This window comes from Clostridium sp. (assembly GCF_036643715.1).
Taxonomy (GTDB): domain Bacteria; phylum Bacillota; class Clostridia; order Clostridiales; family Clostridiaceae; genus Clostridium.
Genome location: NZ_JAVXRL010000006.1, coordinates 1 through 23010 on the forward strand (window position 1 = coordinate 1; position 23010 = coordinate 23010).

23 protein-coding genes are annotated in these 23010 nt (G+C 29.7%); 20 read left to right on the forward strand and 3 right to left on the reverse strand.

What is annotated here, in order from left to right; translation table 11 throughout:
* From RSF37_RS03095 to RSF37_RS03110, 4 genes are all read left to right on the forward strand, one after another.
* A partial coding sequence (locus RSF37_RS03095; protein WP_332562924.1) for a PASTA domain-containing protein occupies positions 1–653 on the forward strand: 653 nt, incomplete at its 5' end.
* Positions 654–809: 156 nt separating this feature from the next.
* Positions 810–1673, forward strand: a complete 864-nt coding sequence (gene rsgA, locus RSF37_RS03100) for a ribosome small subunit-dependent GTPase A (RefSeq protein ID WP_332562925.1) — start codon at positions 810–812, stop codon at positions 1671–1673.
* 1 nt (position 1674) lies between these two features.
* Positions 1675–2325: a ribulose-phosphate 3-epimerase gene (gene rpe / locus RSF37_RS03105; protein WP_332562926.1), complete on the forward strand. Its 651-nt coding sequence runs from the start codon at positions 1675–1677 to the stop codon at positions 2323–2325.
* 3 nt (positions 2326–2328) lie between these two features.
* Entirely contained in the window at positions 2329–2964 is a 636-nt protein-coding gene (locus RSF37_RS03110; RefSeq protein WP_332562927.1) for a thiamine diphosphokinase, read from the forward strand.
* A 220-nt stretch (positions 2965–3184) separates the two neighbouring features.
* Here the strand turns inward: RSF37_RS03110 and rpmB are convergent, their stop codons facing one another.
* Positions 3185–3376 carry a 50S ribosomal protein L28 gene (gene rpmB / locus RSF37_RS03115; protein WP_039316116.1) on the reverse strand — a complete coding sequence of 64 codons (192 nt, stop codon included), beginning with the start codon at positions 3374–3376 and terminating at the stop codon, positions 3185–3187.
* Positions 3377–3573: 197 nt separating this feature from the next.
* Between rpmB and RSF37_RS03120 the strand changes: the two genes are divergently transcribed.
* The 6 genes from RSF37_RS03120 to RSF37_RS03145 all read left to right on the forward strand — a co-directional run bounded on the left by RSF37_RS03120 (position 3574) and on the right by RSF37_RS03145 (position 9344).
* Positions 3574–3924, forward strand: a complete 351-nt coding sequence (locus RSF37_RS03120) for an Asp23/Gls24 family envelope stress response protein (protein WP_332562928.1) — start codon at positions 3574–3576, stop codon at positions 3922–3924.
* Positions 3925–3935: 11 nt separating this feature from the next.
* Positions 3936–5570, forward strand: a complete 1635-nt coding sequence (locus RSF37_RS03125) for a DAK2 domain-containing protein (RefSeq protein WP_332562929.1) — start codon at positions 3936–3938, stop codon at positions 5568–5570.
* A 74-nt stretch (positions 5571–5644) separates the two neighbouring features.
* Positions 5645–7675 (forward strand): ATP-dependent DNA helicase RecG, encoded by a 2031-nt coding sequence (recG, locus tag RSF37_RS03130; RefSeq protein WP_332562930.1) that lies wholly within the window; start codon positions 5645–5647, stop codon positions 7673–7675.
* 70 nt (positions 7676–7745) lie between these two features.
* Positions 7746–8306, forward strand: a complete 561-nt coding sequence (gene rsmD, locus RSF37_RS03135) for a 16S rRNA (guanine(966)-N(2))-methyltransferase RsmD (protein ID WP_332562931.1) — start codon at positions 7746–7748, stop codon at positions 8304–8306.
* Positions 8306–8788 carry a pantetheine-phosphate adenylyltransferase gene (coaD, locus tag RSF37_RS03140; RefSeq protein ID WP_332562932.1) on the forward strand — a complete coding sequence of 161 codons (483 nt, stop codon included), beginning with the start codon at positions 8306–8308 and terminating at the stop codon, positions 8786–8788. The genes rsmD and coaD overlap by 1 nt, the downstream gene beginning before the upstream one ends.
* A gap of 16 nt (positions 8789–8804) precedes the next feature.
* Positions 8805–9344: an ATPase gene (locus RSF37_RS03145; RefSeq protein WP_332562933.1), complete on the forward strand. Its 540-nt coding sequence runs from the start codon at positions 8805–8807 to the stop codon at positions 9342–9344.
* Here the strand turns inward: RSF37_RS03145 and ylbJ are convergent.
* Together ylbJ and RSF37_RS03155 are read right to left on the reverse strand one after the other, a co-directional pair.
* On the reverse strand, positions 9327–10499 hold the full coding sequence (gene ylbJ, locus RSF37_RS03150; RefSeq protein ID WP_332562934.1) for a sporulation integral membrane protein YlbJ: 1173 nt from the start codon (positions 10497–10499) through the stop codon (positions 9327–9329). The two genes, RSF37_RS03145 and ylbJ, sit on opposite strands and share 18 nt — an antisense overlap.
* Before the next feature lie 42 nt (positions 10500–10541).
* A complete protein-coding gene (locus RSF37_RS03155; RefSeq protein ID WP_332562935.1) occupies positions 10542–11753 on the reverse strand; it encodes a nucleotidyltransferase in 1212 nt (403 codons plus the stop codon).
* A 228-nt stretch (positions 11754–11981) separates the two neighbouring features.
* Between RSF37_RS03155 and pta the strand changes: the two genes are divergently transcribed.
* From pta to ftsY, 10 genes are all read left to right on the forward strand, one after another.
* Positions 11982–12983, forward strand: coding sequence for a phosphate acetyltransferase (gene pta, locus RSF37_RS03160; protein ID WP_332562936.1), 1002 nt, complete (start codon positions 11982–11984; stop codon positions 12981–12983).
* A gap of 63 nt (positions 12984–13046) precedes the next feature.
* Positions 13047–14243 carry an acetate/propionate family kinase gene (locus RSF37_RS03165; protein ID WP_332562937.1) on the forward strand — a complete coding sequence of 399 codons (1197 nt, stop codon included), beginning with the start codon at positions 13047–13049 and terminating at the stop codon, positions 14241–14243.
* A 181-nt stretch (positions 14244–14424) separates the two neighbouring features.
* Positions 14425–14931, forward strand: coding sequence for a YceD family protein (locus RSF37_RS03170; RefSeq protein WP_332563006.1), 507 nt, complete (start codon positions 14425–14427; stop codon positions 14929–14931).
* A gap of 2 nt (positions 14932–14933) precedes the next feature.
* The gene (rpmF, locus tag RSF37_RS03175) at positions 14934–15116 is read left to right on the forward strand and encodes a 50S ribosomal protein L32 (RefSeq protein ID WP_332562938.1); all 183 of its coding nucleotides are present in this window, start codon (positions 14934–14936) and stop codon (positions 15114–15116) included.
* A 56-nt stretch (positions 15117–15172) separates the two neighbouring features.
* The gene (gene plsX, locus RSF37_RS03180; RefSeq protein WP_332562939.1) at positions 15173–16168 is read left to right on the forward strand and encodes a phosphate acyltransferase PlsX; all 996 of its coding nucleotides are present in this window, start codon (positions 15173–15175) and stop codon (positions 16166–16168) included.
* A gap of 80 nt (positions 16169–16248) precedes the next feature.
* On the forward strand, positions 16249–16479 hold the full coding sequence (acpP, locus tag RSF37_RS03185; RefSeq protein WP_332562940.1) for an acyl carrier protein: 231 nt from the start codon (positions 16249–16251) through the stop codon (positions 16477–16479).
* 112 nt (positions 16480–16591) lie between these two features.
* Positions 16592–17290, forward strand: coding sequence for a ribonuclease III (gene rnc, locus RSF37_RS03190; protein ID WP_332562941.1), 699 nt, complete (start codon positions 16592–16594; stop codon positions 17288–17290).
* Positions 17283–18305 (forward strand): elongator complex protein 3, encoded by a 1023-nt coding sequence (locus RSF37_RS03195; protein WP_332562942.1) that lies wholly within the window; start codon positions 17283–17285, stop codon positions 18303–18305. The genes rnc and RSF37_RS03195 overlap by 8 nt, the downstream gene beginning before the upstream one ends.
* 187 nt (positions 18306–18492) lie before the next feature.
* Positions 18493–22047 carry a chromosome segregation protein SMC gene (smc, locus tag RSF37_RS03200; RefSeq protein WP_332562943.1) on the forward strand — a complete coding sequence of 1185 codons (3555 nt, stop codon included), beginning with the start codon at positions 18493–18495 and terminating at the stop codon, positions 22045–22047.
* 27 nt (positions 22048–22074) lie between these two features.
* Positions 22075–22989: a signal recognition particle-docking protein FtsY gene (gene ftsY / locus RSF37_RS03205; RefSeq protein WP_332562944.1), complete on the forward strand. Its 915-nt coding sequence runs from the start codon at positions 22075–22077 to the stop codon at positions 22987–22989.
* Positions 22990–23010 lie beyond the last annotated feature (21 nt).

The following is a 23010-nucleotide window of genomic DNA, read 5'->3' on the forward strand; positions in this document are numbered from 1 at the left end:
AGAATACTAAGGTTACTTTAGTAGTGAGTAAAGGTAAAAAAGCTAATATTACTATTCCTAACTTGGTTGGAACTGATAAAGATAGTGCAAAAAGCAAACTACAAGGATTAGGATTAAGTAACGTAAATATTACTGAAGAATACAGTGACAATATCCCAGAAGGTCAAGTAATATCTCAAGACCCTAGTAGTGGTACACAAGTGGAGGAACGAACTAAGGTTACTTTAGTCGTTAGTAAAGGTAAGGAAGTGAAAAAAGTTACAGTTCCATCAGTAAATGGTTTAACAGAAAGAGCTGCTAGAGACAAACTTAGCGCTCTTGGATTTAAAGTCAGTGTTAATACTTCAACTACAACAGATAAAGATTTAGACGGAAAAGTAATAGGTCAAGACCCTTCATCTGGAGCAAATGCTAAGGAGGGAGATACAATTACACTTCAAATAGGAATGTTTAAAGAAGTAACAGTTGATATAATGAATGAAGTTAGTGGAATGAAATTTAAAGATGCAGTAATAGCATTAGCAAAGAAAAATATCACAGCTTCAATTGCAGATGGTTATGATGAAAATGGAACAGTAGTTAATTCTAGTCCTACTACAGCTAAAGCAGGTGATTCAGTTACTTTGAAAACCGATAAGAAAAAAAGTGCGTAAAGAAAATAAATCATAAATATTTTGATAATAAGTTAAAAGAGAGGCTTTTTAAGCCTCTTTTTTTCATTTGAACAAAATTCCATATATTTGCAAAGGGTTGCAAAAGGCTAAGAAAAGTGGTTATATTAATAATAAAGAAAGATTTTTGGAGGATATATGAAAGGAAAAATAATTAAAGGTATAGGCGGATTCTATTACGTTAAAACAGATGAAGGTTTAATAGAGTGTAAGGCTAGAGGTAAGTTTAGACATAAGTCACTTAAGCCAATAGTTGGAGATAATGTTGAAATTTTAATGGAAAATGGCAAAGGAACAATAGAAGAGATAGAGGAGAGAAGTTCTGAACTTATAAGACCTACTGTTTCTAACATCACTCAAGCTTTTGTAGTATTTGCAATAAAAAATCCAGATTTAAATTTTGATTTATTAAATAGATTTTTAGTATTATGTGAAAGTAACAATATAAGAGTTGTTGTTGCCCTTAATAAAGTTGATTTAGTTAATGATGAAGAAAAAGAAGCATTAAAAGAAAAAATTAATGCTATAGGATATGAAGTTCTATTTATAAATGCAAAAAAAGGTATTGGAGTAGAAGATTTAAAAAGAAGACTTGAGGGAAATGTAACGGTTTTATGTGGACCATCAGGTGCAGGTAAATCAACATTAATTAATACTTTAACAAAAGTAGAACACATGGAAACTGGTGAAGTTAGTCAAAAGATAGGAAGAGGAAAACATACTACGAGACATAGTGAACTTATTGATGTTTCAGACGGTTATATAGTGGATACTCCTGGATTTTCTACACTAGATGTAACATTTATGGAAAGAGAAGACTTAAAGTTCTGCTTCCCTGATTTTGAGGAGTATAATGATAAGTGTAAATATAGAGGATGTCTTCATCATAAAGAACCAGGCTGTGCTGTCAAAAATGCAGTTGAAGAAGGTAAAATTAATAAATATAGATATGATTTTTATATAAGAACATTAGAAGAGATAATAAAAGGGAGGAAATATTAATATGATAAAAATAGCACCATCAATTTTATCAGCAGATTTTTCAAAACTTGGAGAAGAAATTGAAGTATTACATAATGGAGGAGCAGACTATATTCATATAGATGTTATGGATGGAGCATTTGTCCCAAATATAACTCTTGGAGCGCCAATAGTTAAAGCAATTAGAAATAGAACAGATAAGGTATTTGATGTTCATTTAATGGTTGAATCACCATCAAGATACATAGATGATTTTGTAGATGCTGGAGCTGACATAATTACAATACATTATGAAGCAGAAAAGCACATAGATAGAGCTATTAAGTACATTAAGTCAAAGGGTGTAAAGGCTGGAGTTGTTTTAAATCCAGGTACACCTACATTAATGATTCAAGACTTAATAAAAGATTTAGATATGGTATTAATTATGAGTGTTAATCCAGGTTTTGGTGGTCAAAGCTTTATAGAACATTCATTAGAAAAAGTTAAACAAGTAGACGAAATGAGAAAGAAATATAATAAAGACTTAATAATAGAAATAGATGGCGGAATTGGGCTTGATAATATTAAAGCCGCAAAAGAAGCTGGAGTTGATGTTGCTGTTGCAGGTTCAGCTGTATATAAAAATGGAGAAGTAGCTAAAAATATTAGTGAATTAAAAAGGAACGCTTAAATTATGAGAAGTATAGTAGTAAGTGGTGGCAAGGCGCCATCAAAAGAGCTTTTAAGAAGCTATTTAAAAGATGATGACTATATTATAGGTGTAGATAGTGGATGTAATATTTTAAAAGAATTAAATATTAAACCTAATTTAATATTGGGGGACTTTGATTCTATAAACAAAGAAGTTTTAAGTTTCTTTGAAAATAGTAATGTAAAAATTGAAAAGTTTAATTCAGAGAAAGACTATACAGACACAGATTTAGGCTATAGAAGAGCAATAGGAGTGAATCCATCAGAGGTTATAATGTTTGGGGTTACAGGTAGCAGAATAGACCATATGCTTGGTAATATAGGTATACTTCTTAAAGGATTAAAAGATAATGTAAAAATAACAATAATTGATGATAATAATAAAATGTTTATAGTAAATGAAAATTCAACGATTAAAAAAGAAGTAGGAAGTGTAATATCATTTCATGCTTTAAGTGATGTCGTTAAAAATCTTACTATAAAAAATGGAAAGTATCCACTTAATAATTATGATATGACTCTTTTAGAACCAAGAGCCATATGTAATGAATTTTTAGATGAGGATATTTTAATAGAATTTGATTCAGGAAATATATTAGTTTTATATACTAGAGATTAATCAGTAACAAAAGTTTCTTTTATGCATACAATGTAATAAAAGAAACTTTGTTTTTTTAGAAATAATATTATTTGGAGGAATAAATGAAGATAGTAGCTATAAAATTACCTAAGTGTATATCTAATATAATAAGATTTTTTAGAAGAAAAAAATAGAATACATAAGAATTTAAGATATAAAAAAAATGCAGTGCTATTGCAATGCATTTTTTTTATTTGAACTATATTGCTCTTTCAACCTTACCAGATCTAAGACATCTTGTACAAACGTGAACTTTCTTAGGAGTTCCGTTAACTAAAGCCTTTACTTTCTTTATGTTAGGAGCCCAAGTTCTCTTTGATTGACGATGTGAATGACTGTATTGAACACCTGCAACAACGCCTTTGTTACAAATTTCGCATCTTCTTGCCATTTGAAAACACCTCCTTGTTAAGTGAAGATATATTTCTCTTCAATAGGACAGAATTCATTGTAACATAGGAATAGCGTTTTTTGCAAGTCTAATTTTAAAAAAAATATAGATTATTTTCTTATATTAGCATATAAATCTTGAATATTACAGTTTTCTAATATAAAATAGACTTATGATATGTATGAGGAGGAATAGTAATGGTAGGATTTTCAAGAGAAAATGGAAAAGTTCATTACTCAGAAGAGGTATTAGCTAAAGTTGTTGGACTTTCAACAATGGAATGCTATGGAGTAGTAGGTATGGTTTCAAAGAATGCTACAGAAGGTCTTTGGGAGTTAATAGGAATAGAACACTTTAACAAAGGAGTAAAAATTTCCGTAGATGATGATGATAGATTAGGAATTGAACTATTTGTTATGGTTGAATATGGAACAAAAATATCAGTTATAGCGAACAATATTATTCAAAAAGTACGTTATAATGTAGAAAACTTTACTGGATTAAAAGTATCATCAATTTCAGTAAATGTTCAAGCGGTAAGAGTTTAGGAGGTAAACCGATGGAATTTAAAAATATAAACGGCCGTGATTTTTACAACATGGTAGTAAACGCAAGCAACAAATTAGCTGAGAATAGTGATTTTGTTAATGCATTAAATGTGTTCCCAGTACCAGATGGAGATACAGGAACAAACATGTCAATGACTTTCAAGGCAGCCGTTAAGGAAATAGAAAATATAGAATCAGATTCTATAGGAGTAGTTTCTAAGAAACTTGCTAAGGGAGCTCTAATGGGAGCTAGAGGAAATTCAGGAGTTATCCTTTCTCAAATACTAAGAGGAATATCAAAAGGTTTAGATGGTCATGAAGAAGTTTCATCTAAAGAATTTGCTATTGCACTTAAGGAAGGTTCAAATTCAGCATATAAAGCTGTAATGAGACCAACAGAAGGAACAATACTTTCAGTAGTTAGAGCAACTGCAGAAGCTGGAGAAAAATCAAATGCTAAAGATGTAACATCATTACTTGAAGAAGTTACAGTAGCAGCTAAGGTAATGCTTGATAAAACACCAGATATGTTACCAGCGTTAAAGAAAGCTAAAGTTGTTGACTCAGGTGGTATGGGTCTTTATATAATACTTCAAGGTATGCTTGAAGCTTTAAAAGATGGAATAATTGCTGAAATTAAAGATATAAAAATCGGAGAAGGTGGCGGAGACGTTACAGGAGCTAAAGCAACAGCGGATGCTGATATAAAATTTGGTTACTGTACTGAATTCATAATACTTGGTGATGCTAAGAAAGCTACTGAATTCCAAAATGAAATCGAACCTTTAGGAGACTCAATGATAGTTGTTGGATATGATGACGTAATAAAAGTTCATATTCATACAAATGATCCAGGCGTTGTTTTAGCTAAAGCAGTTCAACTTGGTGAACTTTCTAAAATCAAAATTGATAATATGAGAGAAGAACATAGAGAACTTTTAGCTAATGAAATTAGGGAAAATAAAGAAGCTGAAGAAATTAAAGAAGCAAAGAAATATGGTTTTATAACTGTTGCTATGGGAAGAGGTATAACAAACATATTTAAGGATTTAGGAGTAGATCATGTAATTGAAGGTGGTCAAACTATGAATCCTTCAACACAAGATATATTAGAATGTGTTGAAAAGCTTAATGCTGAGAACATATTTATATTACCAAATAACAAAAATATTATTATGGCAGCTAATCAAGCTAAAGAAATTTCAGATAAGAATATAATAGTAATACCAACAACTACTATTCCACAAGGAATAACTTGTGTTTCAATGTTCAATCGTGATGCTGATGTATCAGAAAACGAAGAAGAATTAAAAGAGTTAATGGGAGCTGTTAAGACAGGTTCAGTAACTTATGCAGTTAGAGATACTGAAATAGATGGAATTAACATTGAAGAAGGCGATATGCTAGGTTTAGTAGAAAGTAAAATCAAAGAAGTTGGAAAAGATAAATTTGATGTAGCAGAAAAAGTGCTTGAAAACATGGTAGATGATGATAGCGAACTTATAACTGTATTCTATGGGGAAGATATTAAAGAAGAAGAAGCAAATAACTTTGTAGGAAGATTAGAAGAAAAGTATGAAGATTGCGATATACAATTATATAAGGGAGATCAACCTTTATATTACTTCTTAATGTCAGTAGAATAATAATAAAGTAAACTGCACAGAATAAAAAAGCACCGAAAGGTGCTTTTTATTTTATAAGAAGGGAGAATTTAAATATGAATATTTATACTGAAGTCAGTAGTATAAAAGGTGTTGGGCCAAAAGCTACAGAAAGATTAAATAGAGCTGGAATATTTAGTATATTAGACCTTCTTTTATATTTTCCAAGAGATTATGAATTTATAAATGGAAATAAAGAAATAAATGAAGTATTAGAAGATGAGAAGCAAATTCTAACTTGTGAAATGATAAAAAGCAAAGGTGATTTTAGAACTAGAACAGGAAAGACTATAACAACTATAGAATTTAGTTATAGAGGATCAGTTGTTGAAGGAAAATGGTTTAACATGCCATTCATAAAGATGAAGTTTAGAAAAGGCGTAAGTTATAATCTTTTAGGAAAATATAAAAAAGTAGGAAGTAAATTAGAAGTTACAAATCCTGTAGTAAGTTCTAATGAAGCGTTAAAAGGTGAAATAATACCAAAGTATCCGTTAAAGGGTGAACTTACAAATAACTTTTTAGCAAAAATAATCGGTGAAATTTTAGATAGTATAGAAGTATCTGAAAACTTACCTAAAGAAATTATTGAAAAATATAAATTAGTTTCTTTAGATAGAGCTATGAGAGAGATACATTTTCCGAAAGAAAAAGATAAGTTAAAAGAAGCTATCGATAGATTGAAGTTCCAGGAGTTATTTACATACTCAATGAAGTTATTGCTTTTAAAGAAGAAGGTTAGAATAAAAAATGGAATTGGATTTGATTGGAGTAATGAATTAAATCAATTAAGAGAATCATTACCTTTTAGCTTAACTAATGCACAAGCTAAAGTTGTACGTTCAATTTTGAAAGATCAAAAATCTAAATACCCAATGAATAGATTAGTTCAAGGAGATGTAGGTTCAGGTAAAACTATAGTTGCATTAATTGCTATATTTAATGCATATAAAAATGGATATAAGGGAGCATTTATGGCTCCAACTGAAATACTTGCAAATCAACATTTTAAAGAGGCACAATCAATATTTAAAGGATTTGACATAGAGGTTGAGCTTTTAACTGGAAGCACAACGAAAAAGGAAAAGCTTAGAATAAAAGAAAGAATAAAAGAAGAAGGCCCCTTATTAGTTATTGGTACGCATGCACTATTAGAAGATGATGTGCAGTTTAATAATTTGGGAATTGTTATAACTGATGAACAACACAGGTTTGGAGTAGAACAAAGAAGTAAGCTTATAAATAAAGGTAAGCGAGCAGATGTAATTGTTATGACAGCAACGCCTATACCAAGAACTTTAGCTTTATATGTGTATTCAGATTTAGATGTATCTGCAATTGATGAACTACCACCAGGTAGAAAGAAGATAGATACGAGATTTTTCACAGATGATAAGAGAGATAAAGCTTATAAGCTTGCCCTAGAAGAAATAAATAAAGGGAGACAAGTATATATTGTTTGTCCGCTTATAGAAGAGGATGAAAAAGGAGAACTTAACTCTGTTGAAACTGTTTATGGAAATCTTACTAATGGCGGATTTAAAAATATTAATGTAGAGTATCTTCATGGAAAAATGAAAGGTGCTGAAAAAGATGAAATAATAAATAGATTTAAGAGTGGAGAGACTAAAGTATTAATATCAACTACTGTTATAGAAGTTGGAGTTAATGTTCCTAATGCATCTGTAATGATAGTTGAGAATGCTGAGAGATTTGGGCTTGCACAACTTCATCAATTAAGAGGAAGAGTTGGGAGAGGAGAATATGCATCTTATTGCATTTTAATTGCTAAAGCGAAAAGTGATAATACTAAAAAAAGAATGGAGATTTTAACATCATCAACAGATGGGTTTTATATTTCAGAACAAGATTTAAAGCTTAGAGGTTCAGGTGAAATGTTTGGAATGAGACAAAGTGGTGATGAAGGACTATTACTATCAGATCTTTATGATGATATGAATATTCTCGTTAAGGCTAGAGAGGAAGCAAATAGGATTTTAGAAAGTGAAATTGATAAAAATAAAGTGATAGTAAAAGAAATAGAGAAAAATTTAGAAAAAAGTAGCAAATATATCTGTTTTAACTAATATTAAATTGTATAAAAAAGTTGATTATGATAAAATGTTATTTATATAGCACTAAGGAGGACGAAGAAAAGTGAGAATTATAGCAGGGAAAGCAAGGGGTCGTAAGTTAATACCGCCAGCAACATATGAAACAAGACCGACATTAGATAGGGTAAAAGAAGCGATGTTTAGCATGATTCAAGCATACATACCAGATGCAACTGTAGTGGATGTATTTGCGGGAACAGGAAGCTTAGGGCTAGAAGCTGCAAGTAGGGGAGCTAAGGAATGTTATTTATTTGACAAAAGTAACGTAACATATCCACTTTTAAAAGAAAATGTTCAAAATCTTAAGTTTGAAGATTTTTGTCATCCATTAAATGTAGATGCATATGAAGGGCTTAAAATGCTTGGAAGAAAAGGCAAGAAATTTGATGTGATTTTTATAGATCCTCCATATTGTAAAGAAATGATACCAAAAACAATAGAGACAATTAAAGAGCATAATTTATTAAAAGATGATGGAATAATAGTCACTAAAATAGATACAATGGAAGAAATTTATGAAGGATATGAAGATATAGAACTAACTAAAAGCAAAAAGTATGGTAATACAACAGTTTGTTTCTATAGACTTAGAGGGGAAGAGTAATGAAAACTGCAATTTATCCTGGAAGTTTTGACCCGATTACAAATGGGCATTTAGACATTATTAAAAGAGGGGCAAAAGTATTTGATAAACTTATAATTGCTGTTCTTATAAATGTTGATAAGAAGGGATTATTTGAAATAGATGAAAGAGTAGAACTTATAGAGCGTGTAACTTGCGATATAGAGAATGTTGAAGTTGTAAGCTTTAATGGTCTTCTTATTGATTTACTAAGACAAAAAGAGGCTAATGTGATTTTAAAAGGGCTAAGAGCTGTTTCTGATTTTGAATATGAGATGCAAATGGCACTTATGAATAATAAATTAGATTCAGATGTTGAAACTTTATTTATGATGACAGCAGCAGAAAATTCATTTTTAAGCTCATCATCAGTAAAACAGGTGGCTAAATTTGGAGGAAATGTTTGTGGACTTGTTCCAAGTGAAATAGTTAAAGATATAGAAAATAAGATAAAGAGGGATTAGTAGAGGGGGATTGTCAATGGATAAGCAAGAGGTTAATATTATTGAACTTTTAGAATATTTACAAGATATTGTAGATAATTCTCCCAAAGTGCCTATGAGCGGTAAAACTATGATAGATAGAAAAGAATTTTTAGATGTCATAGACCAAATAATTAATTATTTACCTGACCAGTTTAAGAAGGCACAGTGGGTAATGAATGAAAGAGATAGAATTCTTTCAGAAGCAAAGAAAGAATATGATTCAGTAAAAGAAGAAACAATGCAATTGATGAGACAAAATATAGAAAATCACGACATTGTTAAAGAAGCTAAAATAAGAGGCCAAGAAATTATAGCAACAGCTAAAAGAGATGCTAAGAACATAAGGGTTGGTTCAAGGGATTATGCTGATGAAATACTTTCAGAACTAGATAAAGAATTAGAAAAAAAGAAAATGGAGCTTATAAAATCACTTCAAGTAAGTTTTGAAGATACTGCAAAGGAAATTGATCAAAATCTTACAAAAGCTTGCTCCATTGTTAAAGAAAATATTAAAGAATTAAGAACTATGAATTAATTTTTTTGTTATGCAAATTATTAAACTTACTATTAAAAACAATAAAATAGGTATGGCATATATAAGCATATTATAGCTAGAAGGGCCATAACTTATGGAAGAAGCTTCAGATGAAGTAAATACTAATAATGATAGTGTATAACTTACTATGAAGCTAAAAGCGCCTTGTATGAGCTTTAAAATTATATATTTAGTGATGGATATGTTATTTTTGCTAAAAAATGACGAAGCTTGAGCAATTGCAGACATTCCAGAAAATGAACAGAAAAAGCTTATTATTGCAAGTTTTATATTTATTGAGAGATTACTACTTGCTATTATATTGCAACCATTTGTCATTTCAATACTTCCAAGGAATGTACCGTATAATGCATTGCTTTGAATATTAAGAGTATTTTCTAAATTATTAAAAAATATTGATATTAAAGCATTATTTTTAATAATTGATATAATAACAGAAAATGCAATTACATACCCACATACAGAGAGAGTTGTGTTTATTGCATTTTTTATTGCATTATCTAATGCAAATCCAAAATTTACATTTGTAGATGTTCGAATCTTCTTCTTATTTATATTATAAGAAGAGGATTTTTTTAATGTTATTAAAGCTATAAATATAAAAGATAAATAATTACTAATTAGAAGGAAGTAGCCATATTTTGGAGAACCAAGCAAAGCAGAACCTATTGCCCCTATTATAAAAATTGGTCCAGCATTTGATGCTATGTTTATAAGTCTTGTATACTCAATTTTGTCTATGTGCCCTAAATTATATATATCAGATGAGTATTTAGCACCCAGTGGATATCCAGAAAGCATACTAGCTACAATTGGAAATGATGAGCTAGGAGATAGCTTTAATGGTTTACACATAATAGGTCCTAAAATTTTTGAGTATAAGGATATACCGTCGTAAGAAATAAGTAAATTACAAATTAAAGAAAATGAAAAAACAGTAGGGATTATAGCTCTAAAGCAAAGTTTACATCCTTCCATTGCTGAGTTTATAGAAGTTTCTATATTTACTATAAATAAAATGATAACTATAGAAATTATAAAACAAAAAATATAATTTTTTTGAATATTAAAAAGTTTAAGTAGTATGAAAATAAGTAAAATGATAATTATTGATAAAATAAAAATACTATTCATGAAATCACTCCCATCAATAGTATTTATATGCTGAAATTTTACTTAAATTCTTTTCTGTACGTAAGGACTTTTAAAATAATCATCAAGCGGATTAGTATTAGAATTTAATACTGAATATGCTTTAGTAGAAAGAACGTCTAATTTAAGTATTTCAGAAGATATATGCTTTGGCAATTTAGTTATTATATTTATATCTGAATTATTTTTTATATTTTTTAAAATGGAAGCACCAGTTTCATTAAAGGCAAGAGGTCTTACATAAGTAATTTCTTCTTTTTTTAATGACTGAACATCAAAATCTTCGAAACCTATAAAAAATTTAGAAAGTATTCTAGAAATTCTAGTATAAGTATATCTTTTGCTTTTAGATTTTAAAATTAATTCATCTAAAGAATTAGAAGATAAAATTTCTTTAAGTATTTTATTATCTAAACCTTCACTAACATCATCTATATTTTTTAAATAATCACCCTTTGTTAAAAGTTTATATTTTAGCAAATAAAATAAATTTTCTTCGAAAGAAAAATTGTAATTTTCTTTTTTAAAACTATTTATTATATTATAACTTTCAATCGGCAGAGAATTTTTAGTTTCATTAAAATTACTGGAGTTTTTTAACGTTTCTCTAATAGAAGTTGCTGAAGAAAAACTATTACTTAAATTTTTATCGTTATAATTATTACCTTCTCTTTTTAATGTGAAAGGAGTTATATTGCTTTCTAATTTAAGTAGAGCTTTTATATATTCTATTCCAAGTATGTTGTTAGAATTTGATAATATTTCATATGTTTCTTCATCATTCATAATAGAATGTAAGGAATTTGCTCTAGATTTATGAAATGGCAAACCGTTTTTTAAGTTTTCTTTTAAGAATTTTTTATACTCTTCTGGTTCATAATATAATATACTTGCAATTTCTTTTAGTTTAGAAATATCGCCACTTTCACTTCCAAAATAAATATTATTTATGCAATTTAAAGAATTTAATAATTTAACACCGCCGTATGCAAAATCCTCTGCTGAGGATAGTGAATATATAAGGGGTAATTCAATAACTAAGTCAACACCATTTAATACAGCCATTTTAGCTCTAGTCCATTTATCAAAAATAGCTGGATTTCCTCTTTGCATAAAATTACCACTCATTACGCAAACGACTCCATTACAATTAGTCTCTTTTTTTGCATTAGTTAGGTGATACTTATGTCCTAAATGAAAGGGATTATATTCTGTAATAATACCTGTTAAATTCACGCTCTAAAATCCTCCTAGATTAATATTGTTATTAAAGTATATCATAAAAAAAATGAAATGGCACTTTCAAAGGGAAGAGGCTTAATGTTCGGAAAATTCATATTATTTCAAATCTAACGAATTCGATGAAATGGCATTTTTTTAGCTTTTATATGTTGAAAATAACAACTACTTAGGAGTATAGTAGTATATGGAGATATACACGGATCTTTGAAAGGAGAAATGAACATGGAACTTATGAACAAAATTTGGGAGGCTGCTAAAGCCGACAAGAAAAAAATAGTACTTCCAGAAGGAAATGAGGCTAGAACAGTAGTTGCTGCTCAAAAAATAGCACAAGAAGGAATTGCTATACCAATGTTAATCGGTAGCACGGAGGAGATTTTAAAATCTGCTAAAGAACAAGGTGTTGAACTTAAAGGAGTAGAGATAATAGATCCAGAGACTTCACCTGACTTAAATAAATACATAGAAGCTTTCTATGAACTTAGAAAAAACAAAGGTATGACAATAGAAAAAGCTGAGAGAATAGTTAGAGATCCTCTTTATTTTGCTACTATGATGGTAAAATTAGATGATGCTGATGGAATGGTGTCAGGAGCAGTACACACTACTGGGGACCTTTTAAGACCAGGTCTACAAATTATAAAGACAGCACCAGGGGTGTCAGTAGTATCAAGTTTCTTTATTATGCTTGTACCAGGATCAAAATATGGAGAAGAAGGAATGCTTCTATTCTCAGACTGCGCAGTTAACCCAAATCCTAATTCAGAACAATTAGCTGCAATTGCAATAGCTACAGCAGAAACAGCAAAGAGCCTTTGCAAAATGGACCCTAAGGTAGCTATGCTTTCATTCTCAACTATGGGAAGTGCAGACCACGAAGTAGTTGATAAGGTAAGAATTGCAACTGAAAGAGCTAAAGAATTAAGACCGGATTTACAAATAGATGGAGAATTACAGTTAGATGCTGCTATAGTTAAAAAAGTTGCTGACCAAAAAGCTCCTAATAGCAAAGTTGCAGGAAATGCTAACGTATTAGTATTCCCAGATTTACAAGCTGGAAATATAGGGTATAAGTTAGTTCAAAGATTTGCAAATGCAGAAGCTATAGGACCAGTATGTCAAGGTTTTGCAAAACCAATAAACGATTTATCAAGAGGATGTAGCTCAGATGATATCGTAAATGTTGTTGCATTAACAGCAGTTCAAGCACAAGCTGCAAAATAAGACTGTATTATATAGAAAAATATTAATAAAAAATTCATATGACATTCGAAGGGAGTTTTCAAAATGAAAATTTTAGTAATTAATTGCGGAAGTTCTTCATTAAAGTACCAGTTAATAAACATGGAAAATGAAGAGGTACTAGCTCAAGGACTAGTTGAAAGAATAGGAATAGAGGGCTCAATTTTAACTCAAAAGGTTGAAGGAAGAGATAAATATATTATATTACAACCTATGAAAGATCATAAAGATGCAATAAGTCTTGTACTTGGTGCATTAGTTGATGAAACTCATGGAGTTTTAAAATCAATGGATGAAATCTCAGCTGTAGGACATAGAGTTGTTCATGGTGGAGAAAAATACTCAAAGTCAGTATTAGTTGATGATGAAGTAATGACATATTTAGAAGAATGTGTAAAACTTGCACCTCTTCATAATCCACCAAATATAATTGGGATTGAAGCATGTAAGGCGTTAATGCCAACTACTCCAATGGCAGTTGTATTTGATACAGCTTTCCATCAAACAATGCCAGCTAAGGCATTTACTTATGCAATTCCATACGAATTATATGAAAAACATGGAATAAGAAGATACGGATTCCACGGAACTTCACATAAGTATGTTTCAAGAAAAGTTGCTGAAGAAATGGGAAAAAATATTGAAGACTTAAAAATAATAACTTGTCACTTAGGTAATGGTGGTTCATTAACTGCTGTAGATGGTGGTAAGTCTGTTGATACTTCAATGGGATTCACTCCACTTGAAGGAATAGTTATGGGAACAAGATCTGGTAATATAGATCCTGCTATAGTAACTTACTTAATTAATGAATTAGGATATACTTCAGATGAAGTTAACACTATGCTTAATAAAAAGTCAGGTTTACTTGGAATATCAGAAATGAGTTCAGATTTTAGAGATATTAGAGATGCTGCATTTAAGAAGCATGATGAGAGAGCTAAGCTTACTGCTGATGTATTCTTCTATAGCATAAAGAAACAAATAGGTGCATATGCTGCAGCTATGGGTGGAGTAGATGTTATAGTATTTACAGCGGGTATTGGAGAAAACTCTCTAGAAACAAGACAAGGGGTTTTAGAAGGACTTGAATTCTTAGGCGTTGAGCTAGATAAAGAAAAGAATTCTAAAGTGCCAGAAGTTCAAGAAATATCAAAAGATGGTTCAAGAGTTAAAGCTTATGTAATACCTACAAATGAGGAATTAATGATAGCTAAAGAAACTTTAGAATTAATAAAATAGTAAATATTAATAAAATTTCTTGACTTTTCATGTCCCCCTTTATATAATAAATTGTGTTTGTTCAGTAAATATTTTAAGCTAAGGGGTGAAAAAAGCGCTTTCGCTCGAGCTATGATTACATAATGTGGTCATAATGTGTCTTATTATATGACATGAGGAATAAATCCAGAGCATGAAGATTATGAAGCTACAAATTTCTAGTCTTTTCTCAAAAAGAGAAAAAACAAAAAGTATTAACTATGATTTTGAAATGAAAGAGTTTTACTTTGAAGGTGACTTGATAAAACCTCTAGACAAGGTTTTAGTTGATGGTGTAGTATCTTCAAGGGAAAGAGAGCTTACAATTAGCCTTAAGGTTAAGACAAAGCTTAATGTTACTTGTTCAAGATGTTTAGATACCTTTATCTATCCAATAGATTTTGAAATAGAAGAAAGGTTTACGAGTATTGACGAAACTACAGATAGTGATGTAATATTTGTAAAGAGTGATGAATTAGACATCACAGACTTTGTTGAAAGAGAAATAATTTCAACCTTACCAATCAAAAGACTTTGTAGTTCAGACTGCAAAGGCCTTTGCCACATTTGTGGTAACAACTTAAACATCAACACATGCACCTGTGATGATGCAGATGTAGATGTTAGGTTAGCAGGTCTTAAGGCCCTGTTAGAAAATAAGGAGGTGTAAGCATGGGAAATCCAGCGAGAAAAACATATAGAGCAAAGAGAGATTCAAGAAGAGCTCAAACTTTTAAGGCGAGCTTACCAGGAATCACTGAATGTCCACAATGCCACGAAATGAAGTTAGCTCACAGAGTGTGCAAGAGCTGCGGATATTATAAAGGTAAAGAAGTAGTAACTTCAGCAGAATAAAAGAAAGTCTTATGACTTTCTTTTCTTTATATATAAGAAAAAAAGGGGTGAATTAAATGAAAATAGCAATAGATGGAATGGGTGGAGATAATGCACCTATGGCAGTTGTAGATGGCGCTTGTGAAGCTTTAAAAGAGTACAAGGACATTGAAGTATATATAACAGGTCCTGAAGAGGCAATATTAAAAGAACTTGCAAAGCATGACTATCCAAAAGATAGAATTAAAGTTATAAATGCAACAGAAGTTATAGGAACTAATGAACACCCAGTTATGGCACTTAGAAGAAAAAAAGACTCAAGTATTGTTAAGGCGCTTAATTTAGTTAAGAGTAAAGAATGTGATGCTGTAATTTCAGGTGGTAGTACAGGAGCTTTTTTAGCAGGGTGTACTCTTATAGTTGGTAGAATTAAAGGTGTTGAAAGACCTTCACTTGCACCTATAATGCCAGGTAGAAGAGGAAGCTTTATGATTATAGATGCAGGAGCTAACGTTGACTGTAAACCTAATTATCTTGTTCAATTTGCCAAAATGGGAAAGATCTATTATGAAAGTGTATTTAATAAAGAAAACCCAACAGTAGGTCTTATAAATATTGGTGAAGAAGAAGAAAAAGGTAATGATTTAACAAAAGCAACATATAAGCTTCTTAAAGAAGAAGATATGAATTTTGTTGGAAATGTAGAGCCTAGAGAGATACCAACCGGAGAAGTTGATGTGCTTGTTTGTGATGGGTTTGTAGGTAACACAGCACTTAAACTTTATGAAGGTGCTGCTATGAACTTATTAGGATTAATTAAAGATGAAATTATGGGAGCGGCATTTATTCCAAAACTTGGAGCTGCCTTATTAAAACCTGTTTTCAAAAGCTTAAAAGTTAAATTTGATTATAAGGAAGTTGGAGGAGCGCCATTTTTAGGGGTTGATGGAATATGTATAAAAGCCCATGGAAGTTCTGATGACAGAGCCTTTAAGAATGCTATAAAACAGACAAGAATATTCTATAAAGCTAATGTAGTTCAAAAAATAAAAGATGAATTAGGAACAAAATAATTTAATTTTATTAATATAGAATATTGACTGTACATTTAATATATAATATTATCTAAAGGAAGGATATAGGAGGTGATAGTATGTTTGAAAAAATTCAAGAGATAATTGCAGAAAAATTAAGCGTAGATGCAAGTGAAATAACTCAAGAGGCATCATTCATTGATGATCTTAATGCAGATTCATTAGATATTGTTGAATTAATCATGGCACTAGAAGATGAATTAGATATGGAAATTCCAGACGAAGATGTTGAGGGATTCAAAACAGTTGGAGATGTAGTAGAATACGTAAAAAACCACGTTGAAGAGTAATAAAATCCCGCCTTTAATGCGGGATTTTATATTTATTATTATTATTTAGTAGTTTATTCTTGAATTTGTTTAAAAAAGCAAACTGAAGAATAAACTTAGAGGAGTGTATAGAATGAATAAAATAAAGTTAAAAGAGTTTGAGGACTCTCTTAAAGTAAAGTTCACTAATCTGAGTTACTTAAAGACAGCACTTACACATAGCTCATTTGCTAATCAATATAAAGATACAGAATATAACGAAAGATTAGAATTTTTAGGTGATTCAGTACTTCAATTATGTATTACTGAATATTTGTATACTAATTATAAAGATAAAGCTGAAGGAGAACTTACAAAAATAAGAAGTCTTATTGTATGTGAAAATTCTCTTTTTGAAATTGCAAAATCACTAAATTTAGGTGCTTATATTAGAATGAGTAAGGGTGAAGAACTTACTGGCGGAAGAAATAGAACATCAATACAAGCTGATGCTGTAGAAGCAGTAATTGCAGCTATTTATTTAGATAAGGGCTTAGAATTTACTAGAGAGTTTATATTAGATCACTTTAAAGAAATAATAAGTAAAGCTATAGAAAATAAAATAGTTCTTGATTTTAAAACAAAATTACAAGAACATCTTCAAAAAGATGGTGAAGTAAACATAACTTATGAGTTAGTTAAGTTTGAAGGACCACCTCATAGAAGAAAGTTCTTCACAAAAGTAGTTATAAACAATGAAGCTATGGGTGAAGGAGAAGGATTTTCTAAAAAAGAAGCAGAACAGGCTTCAGCTAAGAAGGCTCTTAAAACATTGGAGGTAATAAATGAGTAAAAGTCATTATATAATACCTATATTTGTGCCTCATGAAGGATGTCCTCACAACTGTGTGTTTTGTAATCAAGATAGAATTACAGGTGTTAAGGAAAAAGTAGATGGAGATAAGGTAGAAAATATTATAAATGAGTATTATGAGACTATAGAAAATAAGGATGCAACTATTGAAGTTTCGTTTTTTGGTGGAACTTTTACAGCTATAAAAGAAGAAAAGCAAAAAGAACTTCTAAAAGTTGCAAAAAAATATAAAGACCTTGGAATAGTAGAGAAGATAAGAATGTCCACAAGACCTGATTATATAAATGATTATATTCTAACTTATTTAAAGGAATATGATGTCGATATAATTGAACTTGGAATACAGTCTTTAGATGATGAAGTTTTAATTGCAGCAGGTAGAGGACATACAGCTAAGGATGTTGAAAATGCATCAAAACTTATTAAAAAGTATGGTATTACACTTGGACATCAATTAATGCCGGGTCTTCCGAAATCTACTAAAGAAAAGGATATAAAGAGTGCGAAGGATTCATTAAAGATGGAACCTGAATTACTAAGAATATATCCATCACTAGTTATTAAAGATACTCCAATGGAGATTATGTATAATAGAGGTGAATATACTCCGTATTCATTAGAAAAAGCAGTAAATGTAAGCAAAGAAATATTTACTATGTTTAATAATAATGGAGTGAATGTAATTAGAATAGGACTTCAGCCAACAGAGACAATAAATACAGGTAAAGATATAATTGCAGGTCCATTTCACCCTGCATTTAGAGAACTTGTTCAAGGTAGCTTAATCGCTGATATGATACGAGATAATCTTGAAGGGCTTGAATGTGAAATTCTAATCAATAATAAAGATTTAAGTAAACTTTATGCAAATAGGAAAACATACTTTAATAAGCTTAAAAAGGATGGATATAAGATTAAAGTAATAGTTGATGATGAAGTTACTAGAGGTAGAATAGTTATTAAAAGTAAGACTGAAAAAGAAATATATATTTAAATGCAAAGCGGGAGGAGACTCTCGTTTTGTTGATAGTTTAGGTATTTTAATATAAACTAATTTTAGAGGTGATTAATATGAGAAAGAAAACGAGAGAAAAGATGCAAATCTTTCTTGCAGTATTATTAGTTGTAGTGTTTTTAGTATCCTTAATACCAATATTTTTATAGTGTAAGGAGTGGAATGGTTGTTTTTAAAATCTTTAGAAGTTAGAGGATTTAAATCCTTTGCAGATAAAACAGAATTAAAGTTTAAACACGGTGTCACAGCTGTTGTAGGACCTAATGGTAGTGGGAAGAGTAATATATCAGATGCTGTAAGGTGGGTCCTTGGAGAACAGAGCGTGAAGACGTTAAGAGGGGGTAAGATGGAAGATGTAATCTTTGCTGGAACACAATATAGAAAACCAGTAGGACTTGCACAAGTTTCACTTACTTTAGATAATACAGATAATGTACTTCAGACGGATTATAATGAAGTAACAGTTACAAGAAGAATATTTAGATCAGGGGAAACAGAATATTTATTAAATAATAGTAAATGTAGACTTAAAGATATAAATAATCTTTTTATGGATACCGGTATTGGTAAAGAGGGTTATTCCTTAATAGGACAAGGGAAGATAGAAGCTATATTAAGTGGTAGACCTGAAGAGAGAAGAGCTCTTCTTGAAGAAGCTGCAGGTATAGTTAAGTATAAATGGAGAAAGAATGAAGCAGAAAAAAAGCTATCAAATACAGATGAAAATCTAATTAGAATAAGGGATATTATTTCAACTTATGAAGAACGATTAGAACCTCTAAAAATTGAAAGAGAAAAAGCTTTAAAATTTAAGGATTTATCAATAGATTTAAAAGAAAAAGAAGTTTCTTTAATAGTAAGCAATATACAAGCTATTGAAGAAGAGCTTAAAATTTTTAATGAAGATCTTAATAAAAGAGAAAAAGAATTAAATTTAAAGAGAGAAAGTTTATTAGCTAAGAGAGAACAATTAAAAACGATAGAAGATAAGCTTGAACAATTAGAACGAAAAACTACAGATGAAAAGTTTGAATATTTTTCAAAAAAAGAAGAAATAACAAAAGCTACAAGTGATATAGAACTTTTTAATGAAAGAATAAATAATTTTAATATTACAATAGAGAAAAATAAGTTTGAGGAATTTGGACTTAACAATAAAATAGTTGATATTAATAAAGAAAAAGATATATTAAGAGAAGAGTTAAATAAAAAAGAAGAAGAAGAAAAAGCACTTAATGAAGAAATTACTGAACTTGAGAATAAAAATGAAAGTCTAAATCAGAATTTATTTAATTTAGAAAATGAATTAAAAGTATTAAAATCTAGTGAATTAGAACTTTTAAAAGGAAACTCAAATATAAAAAATAAAATAACAGAAGTAAATAGTAGTATTAAGTCTAAAGATGAAAGAAAAGAAAGAATAGATGGAATGCTTCTTAATATTTCAAATAATTTAAAAATAAATAAGGCTAGTATTAATGGGCTTTCCCTTAAAATAGAATCAGAAGAAGATGAATTTGAAATAGTTAAAAAAGATATTGGTATAAATAGACAAACGCTATCTAGACTAAGTAATGATCTTTTTAAGAAGGAAAGTGATGGTAAGGGCTTAAGTATTAAGATAAGTAAACTAGAAGCAAATAAAGCTATGCTAGAGGATTTAGAGAATCAATATGAAGGTTACAATAAGTCGTTAAAGAATTTAATGGATAAGATAGATAAAAAAGAGGCACCACATAGCGAAGGTATACAAGTTTTAGGTGAAGTTTTTGAAGTTCCTAAAGGATATGAAATGGCAATTGAAACAGCGCTAGGTGCATCTATCTCTAATGTAATAACTGAGACTGAAAAGGTAGCTAAAGATTTAATTGAGTATTTGAAAAGGACTAGACTTGGAAGGGTTACTTTTCTTCCTCTTAACATAATAAATGGAAAAAGAATAACTTTAAATGATAATGTAAAGGCAGTACCTGGATATTTAGGAATTGCATCAGAAATAATTAGTTTTGATGATAAATTTACTAAAATAATTGATTACTCATTAGGGAGAACAATTATTGCAAAAGATATGGATAGTGCCTTTAAAATTGCAAAAATAACTTCATATAGAAATAGAATAGTTACATTAGAAGGTGAAGTTTTAAATGCAGGTGGAGCACTAACTGGTGGTAGCATTAAAGGTAAGACTTCTAATATATTAAGTAGAAAAAGAGAAATTGAAGATATTCAAAATAGAATTAAAATTGATAAAGAAAATTTAGAGAAAATATATAAAGAAATAGAGACAATAAAAATTAAAAGAAAAGCTATTGATGATTTAATACTTAATAATACAGATAAAGCACATAGTATAAAAATTGAAATAGCAACTAATAAAAATGAACTTTCTAATTTAGAGAATGAGATGAATAAGCTTAAAGTATCTAAAGAGACAGCAGAAAAAGAAAAAGAAGTTATAAATATAGAAATTGATGAATTAGAAGGCAAACTTAAGCTATATGAAGCGGATTTAAATGAATTATGGAATGAGAATTCATCAAATAAAGAGAGAGAATTAGAACTTGAAAATATTTTAAAAGATAAAAAAAATAATATTGAAATTCTTAAAAATGAATTAACAGAACATAGAATAAAAAAAGCTAGAATTAAAGAAGCTATATTAAGTAAAAAAAGTGATATAACTAGAAAAGATAGTGAACTTAAAGAAAGTAATGAAAAACTTGAAAGTATTAAACTTGAGAATGTTGAAAGTTTAAAAGGAATAGAAAAAAGCACCGAAGATATCAAAATTAGTAAAGAAAAAATTGGATTAAATACAAAAAGAATCGAAGTTCTTCAAAATGTCTTTAAAGAAGATGAAATTAAAAAAGCTACTTTAAAAGAAGAATTTAGAAAAAGTGATAGTTTAATTACTGAGATTAGAGAAATAATAAATAAAGAAGAGGGAGACTTAAATAGAAGAGAGATCCTTAAAGCAAAGAGTGAAATGGAAATTGAAAATCATTATAAAAAGCTTAATGAAGAAATGGATTTAACATATGCAGAAGCTTTAGAGATTGCAAATCCAATTAATGACCTAAATAGATTTAAGGAAGAAATAACTTCAATTAAAAGAAGGATTTCAGCTCTTGGAACTGTAAACCTTGCAGCTATTTCTGAATATGAGGAAGTAAGTGAAAAATATATATTTATGTCAACTCAAGAAGAAGATTTGGAAAAAGCTAAAGGGGAATTATTATCTGTAATTGAAGAAATGACATCAAAGATGAAAGTTTTATTTAAAGATAATTTTAAAATATTAAATAAAAATTTCAATGAAACGTTTAAAGAATTATTTAAAGGTGGAACAGCAGAACTTATATTAGGTGAGGGTGATGAACTTACAGCAAACATTGAAATAAATGTTATGCCGCCTGGTAAAAAGCTTCAAAATATAAATCTTATGTCAGGTGGAGAAAAAGTTTTATCTGCTATAGCGCTTCTTTTTGGTATATTAAAAATGAAACCAACACCATTTTGTATATTAGATGAAATTGAAGCTGCTTTAGATGATGCGAATGTATACAGATATGCAGAGTTTTTAAAAAAATTCTCAGGTAACATTCAGTTTATAGTAATTACTCATAGAAAGGGTACTATGGAAGTTAGTGACGTTATGTATGGGGTTACTATGGAAGAAAAGGGAATATCAAAGGTAGTATCTGTTGATTTGAATAAATAGATTTATAGTATATTAGGAGGAATAAATATGTTTGGAAAATTATTTGATAAGCTAAAGACAGGATTAACTAAAACAAGAGATGGTCTACAGGATAAAATTAATGAAGCACTAAATTTAGCTGTAACTATAGATGATGATCTTTATGAGGAATTAGAAGAAATACTTATTGTATCTGATATTGGAATGGATACAACAGTAGAAATTATAGATAGATTAAAGGCTAAAATAAGAAAAGAAAAAATTAATGATCCACAAATGGTAAAACCAGCACTAAAGGAAGTAATAACAGACATGCTTTTAGAAGGTGATAATGAAGAGAGTGAATCTACAGGAGAAAAAGAGGTTTTACTTGTAATTGGTGTAAATGGTGTTGGAAAAACAACATCAATAGGTAAGCTTGCAGCTAAAAATAAAAATGATGGCAAGCATGTGTTATTAGCAGCAGCTGATACTTTTAGAGCAGCTGCAATAGACCAATTAGAGGTTTGGAGTAGTAGAGCTAATGTTGATATTGTAAAGCAAAGTGAAGGCTCAGATCCTGCAGCAGTTGTATTTGATGCTGTTCAGGCTGCGAAGGCTAGAAATGTAGATCTTTTAATCTGTGATACAGCAGGAAGACTTCATAATAAAAAGAATTTAATGAACGAACTTGAAAAAATAAATAGAATAATAGATAGAGAATATAGTGAAGCTAAAAAACAAACTTTATTAGTTTTAGATGGTACAACAGGACAAAATGCAGTAATACAGGCAAAGCAATTTATGGAAGCTTGTCCTATTGATGGGATAATACTAACTAAGTTAGATGGTACAGCAAAAGGTGGAGTTGTAATATCAATTAAGCAAGCATTAAATATTCCAGTTAAATATATTGGAGTAGGTGAAGGTATAGATGACCTTCAAAAATTTGATGCTGAAAGCTTTGCAGAAGCATTATTTTAAAAAAAATACAGGTGTTAAGTG